Raw genomic sequence first — 8,235 nt, 5'->3', positions numbered from 1 at the left:
CTCGGAATGGACGAATTAAGGCTGAATATGAGCAATATATTGCTGAACTTGAATTAGAGCATCAACAAGCTCTTACTCAAGCACAAAAGAGAAGTGTAAATACAAGTCGTGCTGTGTTGAAAGGAAAAATGGCAGAACAATTTGCTCCAGTTTTGCCTGAATTTCAGTATCTACCCAGCGATGCAAAATTCATGGGCGATCCGGTGGACTATATTATCTTTGATGGATATACCGATTTTCGTGATGGTGATGGGACGGCAGAAGACATCAATATTATTCTACTTGATGTAAAAAGTGGTGGTGCAAGGCTCACTAAAGGCCAACAGGCGATTGCCCAAGCGGTCCAACAAGGTAAGGTTCGTTTTGAAACTTTGAGAATAGATTTTGAAGATTAACAAGCTGTTTAATTCAGCACAAAAATAGACGAAATTGATCTGTATTGTTACTAAATTCCGATATTTTTTTCATCGCTTACAGCTACTATAAATTGAAGATCTATTCACTTTGATCTAGCAATATTTGAGGTGTAACGCGATGAAAAAACAATGTTTGATGATGGGCTTGCTGACTGCTATTGGCATGAGTTCAGCATTTGCATCGACCTCAAGTGAATATAATATTGCCAATGGTTTGAACCCGATAGAAAAAGATCAATCTATTTCTGTATTACAACCTTTTCAAGGAAATTTCAGAATCTTGGGTTCAAAAGTTTATCAAAATGATGAACAAGCTAAATTTTCTCCTATCGACTATGCGGTAAGTTGGGGATTGTTTGCGCAGCCTGAAATTGCGCGTCATATTTCAGTGAAACAATATGACCGTTATTTAAACTGGAAAATTCCTAAATTACCTGTTCCCGCAGAGCAAGCAATGCAAATGGTGTCTAACATGCACATCATTCCTGCAAACCCTGAAATTGCTCAACAGATTAAACAAGTTAAACGTGGTGATCTCGTTTATCTAAAAGGGGATCTTGTCGAGATTAAAGACAAAAACTTAGTCTGGAAATCTTCACTTACACCAACCGATACAGGTGATGGTGCATGTGAATTATTCCGTGTTCAGGCAATTCATTGGGTTGAAAAGCAAAATATATAATTGGAAAAAAGCCTTCAGAAATATGAAGGCTTTTTTATAAGTAATGTAATATTTATTTCTGTTGCGATGCTTTCCAATACTTTAATTGATTTTGCGCTTGTAAATAGTCGGCAAGATCATTGATCTGTTCATCTTTAGTCGCGTGCTTATCGCTATAGTGTTTTTCTTGGTTTTCCCAATATTGATAAAGTAATCCCTGAATGTAACGTCCTTGCTCAGTTTTTAAATCTAAATCTTTTAACATGGTCAGAGCAGAGCGCACATTATCGAGTGTACGTTGTTGTTCAAAATCTGTTGTGAGTGTTCCCGCTTCATGCATTTTTGCTAACTCATTTTCCATCTCGTCGCTCATTTCTGTAAAGCGGCGGTCATAGTCCTCTAAAAGTGCAATATCGTGTGCATCATCAGCAGTGTCAGGGAACGTCTTAACCGGTCTTTCATTTAGTTTTTCTAAAACCTGATCTGTAGGTGAAGTGGCAGACGGTTGCTCCGTCTTAGCAGGCTCATCCGCTTTTTTACAAGCAGTAAGTAATAGGCTAGAGCAAAGCAAAGACATTAATATGACTTGAGGTGTTTTCTTCTTCATAACTTTCAACCAAACCTATTCACTAATTATTTAACGGGTAACGTACTTTTCTGAAAGTGATATGCATATGTGACATATGGAAAATCAATCTGATCTTGAGGACCTAATCCCGTAAAATCATAAACAATTTTTTCAAACTGTGCTTTGAGTTGTAACTGATCTTTTTCGGTCATTGCAGCAATAAAACTCGTAGAGAGTAAACGTTTACTCACGACTTGTTCGACAGGACCGCATTGCGACTGTGTAAATGTTTGTAGGCTATCAAATACGAATAAATCTTGTTGTTCAAACACACGTTTCCACTTTTCACTATGGTAACGCGGCGTGTCTCCTTCAAGAGGAAGTAGAAAATCAGCTAAGGCTTTCACCCAATCCGTACGCTCGTCGCGTTGATTCCAAACAAGTCCTAAATGTCCTTGTGGTTTTAATACTCTATACATTTCTGTTAGGGTATCAAGGTTGTCAAACCAATGGAAAGATTGCGCACAAATAATGGCATCAATTTCATGGTCTGCTACAGGAATCGAATGGCTAAAAGCCTGTAATGTTTTGATATCAGGATAAACTTGTTGAAGCTGCTGTAACATCTCGCCAATTGGCTCAACTGCAATAACATCTGCATGTGTTTGTTTTAAGTAGGGTAAGAATTTGCCAGTACCCGATCCAAGATCGATAACAGTAGAGTTTTCCTGTATTTGTAGGCAATTTTGCAGCCAACTTACTATTTCTGCGGGATAATTAGGTCTAACTTGCTGATATAGTTCAGCAGCTGAGCTGAAGCCTTTTTGAGCGGCAGGATGTAAGGATTGTGTCATATTTTGCGCTTTTTAATCTGACTGGCATCTATAAAATAAGATACTCCGCAATCATAAATTGGCAAAACACCTATTTTGTTTCATTTTTGACGTTGTATGTGGGAGTAAATTTTCTTTCGGTGTGAGCATGGATAAGCAAATTATTTTTGAAGACGAACACATTAGAGCCATTTTTTTACCAGGCGATTCTAATACATTGGTTCTCTCTTTTGGCGATTTGATTACCCGAGCGAGTGGCTTATCTATCAATGCTGAAAAGTCCCTAATTAAATACCAATATAATATTATTGGGGTAATGCCAAAACAAAAATCATGGTTTCCTCAAGCGAGCATGATTGAGCTGGCAAAAGCGATTTCGCCTATTCTAGAAGGCTTTAAAAATATTGTGGGTTATGGCGGTTCAATGGGCGGCTATGCAGCCATCAAATATTCTAATTTATTGAATATGAACCGTGTGATTGCATTTGTGCCTCAATATTCAATTGATCCTGAGCAGGTTGAAGATCGACGCTATGCTGAGTTTTTCGATGCTGTGGCAAATAAAGACATGCAAATCCAGTCGCAAGATGTCGATGCAGCACGTGAATATGTCATTGTTTATGACCCTTATTTTTCGACTGACCGTGAACATTATCTAAAAATAAAAGAGCTCTTACCAAGCTTACATACGATTCATTTACCATTTACTGGTCATGAAGCATTGTCTGTATTAGCAAGTTCGAGTTTATTGCATGATTTTATTGAACATGATTTCGATGAAATCTATTTTTATCAGCAGGTTCGCAAGGTAAAAAAACAAAGTAAGTTTTACTTCCGTAATGTACTTGCGCATGTACTTTCACATCATGATGACATGTTGTTAAAAATATTACGCCAAAATGATTTTCAGCTTGATGAGCGTTATTTTGATAACCCCCTTAAACAGGCTATTACTCGTAGTCTGATAAAGACACAGCAAGCAACTGAGCTAGACTTTCAAAAGTTAGGTATCAAAATACAGCGAATTCAGGACACTGCAAATTATAACGAAGGATTGCAGACCAGCTTTGGCTCAATTTTGGTATTCAACCTCATTAATTCAAAGTTTGAAAGTTATGCTCTAGATGTTCTGCTGGCGAATAAGTCTTATTTGATTCCAATTGTGGCTGAACACACTGGTGTAGTGCATATTAAATTAAATAATGAAACTTATTTGTTGGGAATGAATGATCGCAAAGTCATTAAATTGTTCAAGCACGACGAGCCTTTATCATCAGATATGAGTCCGTTTGTAGTCAAAAAATATTCCGACTGTTTTGCAATCAGCTATAAACAATTGAATTTATCTTGTGATGAACAAGGGCTGTGTGAATTTACGGAAGGTTCAATTCAACCTACCGAACAGTTGAGCACCATCAGCTTTTAAAACTTGATAGTGGTTAAATAAAGCTCAGACCTTTAGGTTTGAGCTTTATTTTTTGCTTAAAAAATATTTTTTCATAAACTTATTTGTATATTAATTTGAAATTCATTATTTAAATAAATAGTGTATTTGTTCTGCGAATATTTATTGTATTAAAAGTAGATATAGCCAGTGGTGAATATAAATACTATATTTTAAAATAAATGGGTTTTATTAATGTATAAATTATAGAAATAGTATCGGGTTAATTAAAATACATAAATAACGGTGTTTTTTTATAAGACTATGTTTTTATTATTTATTTTATTTAAAGAGGATGGGGTTGCTTAAAATAAGTTCACTATTCAAAGATAATTGCATATTTATTTTTTTCTCCTAAAATGATTTTTTACTAAATTGTCGTTACAGTTTTTTATATGCAATCATTAAATTATCGGAATAATGATGCATCGCAACATGGAAGTTCTGCACCTTTGAAACGAGCAATGAGTACTCGACATTTGGTGATGATCTCCCTTGGCGGTGCCATAGGTACAGGTCTTTTTTTAGGGTCGGGTGATGTAATTTCCCAAGCTGGCCCAATTGGCGCAATTATTTCTTATTTTTTAGGCGGTTTAATTGCCTATACCGTGATGTTATGTCTTGGTGAGCTTGCGGTACATGTACCAGAATCAGGATCATTCGGTGAGTACGCTCGTCGCTATATTGGTCCGGGTACAGGCTATATGATCACTTGGTTATATTGGTTAACTTGGACCGCGACTTTAGGAACAGAATTTACCGCCGCAGCTTTACTGGTTCGAGAGTGGTTTCCCTCTACTTCTGTTTGGGCTTGGACATTATGTTTTGGTGCCTTAGTTTTTTTCATTAACATTAGTTCAACGCGATTATTTGCCGAGTCAGAGTTTTGGTTGGCACTTGTGAAAGTTGTCACGATTATTTGTTTTATTGGCTTGGGGTTACTGGCGATTTTTGGCTTTATTCCTTATCACGGACACGAAACTGCGCCGTTGTTTAGCAATTTAACGGCCCAAGGCTGGTTCCCACACGGGTTATTTCCAATTTTTACAACCATGCTGATTGTTAATTTTGCTTTTTCGGGTACAGAATTAATTGGTGTGGCAGCTGGGGAAGCAGAGAATCCAGCACAGACAGTTCCTAAAGCAATTAATGCTGCTATTTGGCGACTACTGATTTTCTTTGTCGGCACAATTGTTGTAATTAGTTCATTGTTACCATTCCAGCTTGCTGGTTTAAGTGGTAATGAGGTGAGTAATAGTCCATTTGTGACTGTGTTTAATTATATTGGTATCCCATATGCAGAAGATATTATTCGCTTTGTGATTATCACGGCTTTACTCTCTGCTGCAAATTCTGGTTTGTTTGCTGCTTCACGTATGATGTGGTCGCTTTCTGCAAAAAACCAATTACCGAAAATCTTTTCTAAACTTACACCTTCAGGAACACCTATTGTAGCTATTGTGGTCACAATGCTGGGTGCTATACCAGGTTTACTTTCAGAGCAATTTGCACCTGAAACTATTTTTAAGAATTTATTGGGTGTTGCTGCTTTCACCATGGTTGTAGTATGGATTGCAATTTGTGTATCTCAATTTAACTTCCGTAGACAGTGGTATAAATCAGGTAAAACTGCAAAAGATTTGCGTTTTGCTGCTCCTTTATTTCCTTTGACTCCAATCGTGGGTGGTTTGTTCTGTGCTATTACTTGTATTAGCATGGTATTTGATCCTTCGATGCAGGTTGGCTTCATCTGTTGTATTGTTTTCATTCTTGTGTGTTATGCGAGCTACTTCATTTTTTATCACAAGAAAGATGCGGTGTAGAGCTAAGCAAAGATATGCTTTCTGAAGCATAGTCTAAAGGCCCCATTTGGGGCTTTTTTATTGCCTGTAGGAAATTAGAAAAGGGTGGATTTTATATATTTTTTTTAAAAATGAATTTTTATTTTTGATCATAAAAACAAATATTGTTTTATAAAATTACCACTGATCGGATTTTTATTAATATTTATTTATTATAAATATTTGATTAAGTCTATGTTTAGTCTTGTTATTTAATAAAGAGCTGTTTTTAGTTTTTTGGAATATAAGGGTTGAATGAACGTAATATGGATTTAATGTGAAGAATAGATAATTTTTTGATAGTTTTTTAAAAATTAAAAGTTATTAAGTTGTTGTTATATATTAATAAAAATATTTACATTTTTTGTATTTATGGTTGTGTGTTTTCTATAATATTTTTTTATTAAAGTTAAGGGTTTTTTAATATTTGTTGTTTTTTTATTATAAGTGTCAGTTCGATTTGATTATTTTTTCTCTTCTTATTTATTTTAAAATGTTCTAAATGAGCTTGCTCTATGCTATATTTATTGCAAGATTTTATATCTATGTTGCGGCTTAATTTTAAGCAGTATGTGTGGAAATAATTAATCTGTAGGATTATTGAACAAATTTTATTTTAAAAAGACTAATGGAGGGATCTATCGATTAGTCAAAAAAATTTTATGGACTCATGGTTTTTGTAAATCATAGTTCTTTTTAACTCCCAAACGGTTATGTCACTTCTTTTGTATTTATATTTCAGCCGGCTGGTTTTAGTGGGTTGTGGCTAGTTTTTTGCTTTTATAAAACTCTCTTTATAAACAGCAATTTAGACAAAAGAAAACTTGTAAAAGATATCGGTATATAAAAGTAGATCGTACTTTTAGTACCAACAAATGGAATTTAAAAAATCTGATGCTTTAGAAGAGCAAAAGATTTAGTAAATAAACTAAAGCACTGTTATTTCAGGGTTTTAGTTGCTAAATAATAAAGATTACAGATTTATCAAATCTGAGTCTATGAAGGTATATAGGAAAAAAGATGTCAGATCTTTCATACGTAAACGAACACAGCGATGCATGGCAAACTTACTTGGCACAAATTGACCGTGTTGCTCCGTACTTAGACCACTTGGCTGAGTTTATCGACACTTTAAAACGTCCAAAACGTGCACTTATTGTAGACGTGCCAATTGTAATGGATGACGGTTCTATTCAGCACTTTGAAGGCTACCGTGTACAACACAACTTGTCTCGTGGTCCTGGTAAAGGTGGTGTTCGTTACCATCCGAATGTTGATTTGAACGAAGTTATGGCGTTATCTGCATGGATGACAATTAAAACTGCTGTTTTGAACTTGCCATTTGGCGGTGCAAAAGGTGGTATCCGTGTTGATCCACGTAAATTATCTAATCGTGAATTAGAGCGTTTAACTCGTCGTTATACGACTGAAATCGGTCACATTATCGGGCCTCAAAAAGATATCCCTGCTCCAGACGTTGGTACAAATGCCAATATCATGGGTTGGATGATGGATACTTATTCTACAAGCCAAGGTTACACAGTAACTGGTGTTGTAACTGGTAAGCCAGTTCACTTAGGTGGTTCTTTAGGTCGTGTAAAAGCGACTGGTCGTGGTGTATTCGTTACAGGTCGTGAAGTAGCTGCAAAAATCAACTTACCAATTGAAGGTGCGAAAATCGCTATTCAAGGTTTTGGTAACGTAGGTAGTGAAGCTGCTTTCTTATTTGTTGAATCAAAAGCGAAAGTTACACACGTTCAAGACCATACAGGCACTATTTTCAATGCTGATGGTATTGATCTTGAAGCGTTACGTGATCACGTAAATGCAAATCAAGGCGGTATTGGCGGCTTCGCTGGCGCGCAATCAATTGCTGATGAAGATTTCTGGACAGCAGAAGTTGACATTATTGTTCCTGCTGCATTGGAAGGTCAAATCACTGTTGAGCGTGCTCAAAAACTTAAAGCTAAGTTGATTTTAGAAGGCGCAAACGGCCCGACTTATCCTAAAGCTGAAGACGTATTAGTTGAGCGTGGCATTGTTGTAGTACCTGACGTTGTATGTAACGCCGGCGGTGTAACTGTAAGTTACTTCGAATGGGTTCAAGACATGGCGAGCTACTTCTGGACTGAAGAAGAAATCAATGAGCGTTTAGACAAGTTGATGGTTCAAGCTATGGATGACGTTTGGAACACAGCGAACAGCAACGCTTGTACTTTACGTACAGCAGCTTACATCTTGGCATGTGAGCGTATTTTAAAAGCTCGTAAAGAGCGTGGTATTTTCCCAGGCTAATCTGCGGAAATTACTTTTAGGAAAAGTGGTCTGAGCAAATGTTAAGGATGTTATAGGGTTATTTGCTCAGCCCCTTTTTCTGAATTATTCAAATTTAAGTGTTATCGAATATATTAAATAAATACTGAGGTAAGCATGGAACAGCCAATTTCTGTAACTCGAAGCAACTTTAACGAC

At 36.3% G+C, this 8,235-nt stretch carries 7 protein-coding genes; 5 read left to right on the top strand and 2 right to left on the bottom strand.

The genetic code is table 11. The annotated features are described in order from the left end of the window. Positions 1-395, top strand: a 395-nt coding sequence (locus UC75_RS09355; protein ID WP_049837601.1) for a Holliday junction resolvase-like protein, incomplete at its 5' end; no start/stop codon positions are given. 139 nt (positions 396-534) lie between these two features. Further along, positions 535-1,098: a hypothetical protein gene (locus UC75_RS09350; protein WP_013196738.1), complete on the top strand. Its 564-nt coding sequence runs from the start codon at positions 535-537 to the stop codon at positions 1,096-1,098. A 52-nt stretch (positions 1,099-1,150) separates the two neighbouring features. Here UC75_RS09350 and UC75_RS09345 read toward each other — a convergent pair whose 3' ends face one another. Both UC75_RS09345 and UC75_RS09340 read right to left on the bottom strand, forming a co-directional pair. Further along, the gene (locus UC75_RS09345) at positions 1,151-1,684 is read right to left on the bottom strand and encodes a hypothetical protein (RefSeq protein ID WP_049837418.1); all 534 of its coding nucleotides are present in this window, start codon (positions 1,682-1,684) and stop codon (positions 1,151-1,153) included. Positions 1,685-1,710: 26 nt separating this feature from the next. Further along, positions 1,711-2,499, bottom strand: a complete 789-nt coding sequence (locus tag UC75_RS09340; RefSeq protein ID WP_049837417.1) for a class I SAM-dependent methyltransferase — start codon at positions 2,497-2,499, stop codon at positions 1,711-1,713. 127 nt (positions 2,500-2,626) lie between these two features. Here UC75_RS09340 and UC75_RS09335 point away from each other — a divergent pair, with 127 nt between their 5' ends. The 3 genes from UC75_RS09335 (at position 2,627) to UC75_RS09325 (ending at position 8,058) form a co-directional block, all read left to right on the top strand. Continuing rightward, the gene (locus tag UC75_RS09335) at positions 2,627-3,904 is read left to right on the top strand and encodes a hypothetical protein (protein WP_049837416.1); all 1,278 of its coding nucleotides are present in this window, start codon (positions 2,627-2,629) and stop codon (positions 3,902-3,904) included. A 413-nt stretch (positions 3,905-4,317) separates the two neighbouring features. Next, positions 4,318-5,745, top strand: coding sequence for an amino acid permease (locus UC75_RS09330; RefSeq protein WP_049837415.1), 1,428 nt, complete (start codon positions 4,318-4,320; stop codon positions 5,743-5,745). Between the two features lie 1,038 nt (positions 5,746-6,783). Next, on the top strand, positions 6,784-8,058 hold the full coding sequence (locus tag UC75_RS09325; protein WP_004789729.1) for a Glu/Leu/Phe/Val family dehydrogenase: 1,275 nt from the start codon (positions 6,784-6,786) through the stop codon (positions 8,056-8,058). Positions 8,059-8,235: the final 177 nt, after the last annotated feature.

The organism is Acinetobacter sp. V2, assembly GCF_001188385.1.
Classification (GTDB): Bacteria; Pseudomonadota; Gammaproteobacteria; order Pseudomonadales; family Moraxellaceae; genus Acinetobacter; species Acinetobacter oleivorans.
The sequence above is the reverse complement of the archived record's forward strand: the minus strand, read 5'-3'. Positions and strand labels throughout refer to the sequence as shown.

What these genes read in the sequence shown, in the direction of transcription:
- UC75_RS09350 (WP_013196738.1), top strand. Translation starts at nt 535, where the DNA reads ATGAAAAAACAATGTTTGATGATGGGCTTGCTGACTGCTATTGGCATG.
- UC75_RS09345 (WP_049837418.1), bottom strand. Translation starts at nt 1,684, where the DNA reads ATGAAGAAGAAAACACCTCAAGTCATATTAATGTCTTTGCTTTGCTCT.
- UC75_RS09340 (WP_049837417.1), bottom strand. Translation starts at nt 2,499, where the DNA reads ATGACACAATCCTTACATCCTGCCGCTCAAAAAGGCTTCAGCTCAGCT.
- UC75_RS09335 (WP_049837416.1), top strand. Translation starts at nt 2,627, where the DNA reads ATGGATAAGCAAATTATTTTTGAAGACGAACACATTAGAGCCATTTTT.
- UC75_RS09330 (WP_049837415.1), top strand. Translation starts at nt 4,318, where the DNA reads ATGCAATCATTAAATTATCGGAATAATGATGCATCGCAACATGGAAGT.
- UC75_RS09325 (WP_004789729.1), top strand. Translation starts at nt 6,784, where the DNA reads ATGTCAGATCTTTCATACGTAAACGAACACAGCGATGCATGGCAAACT.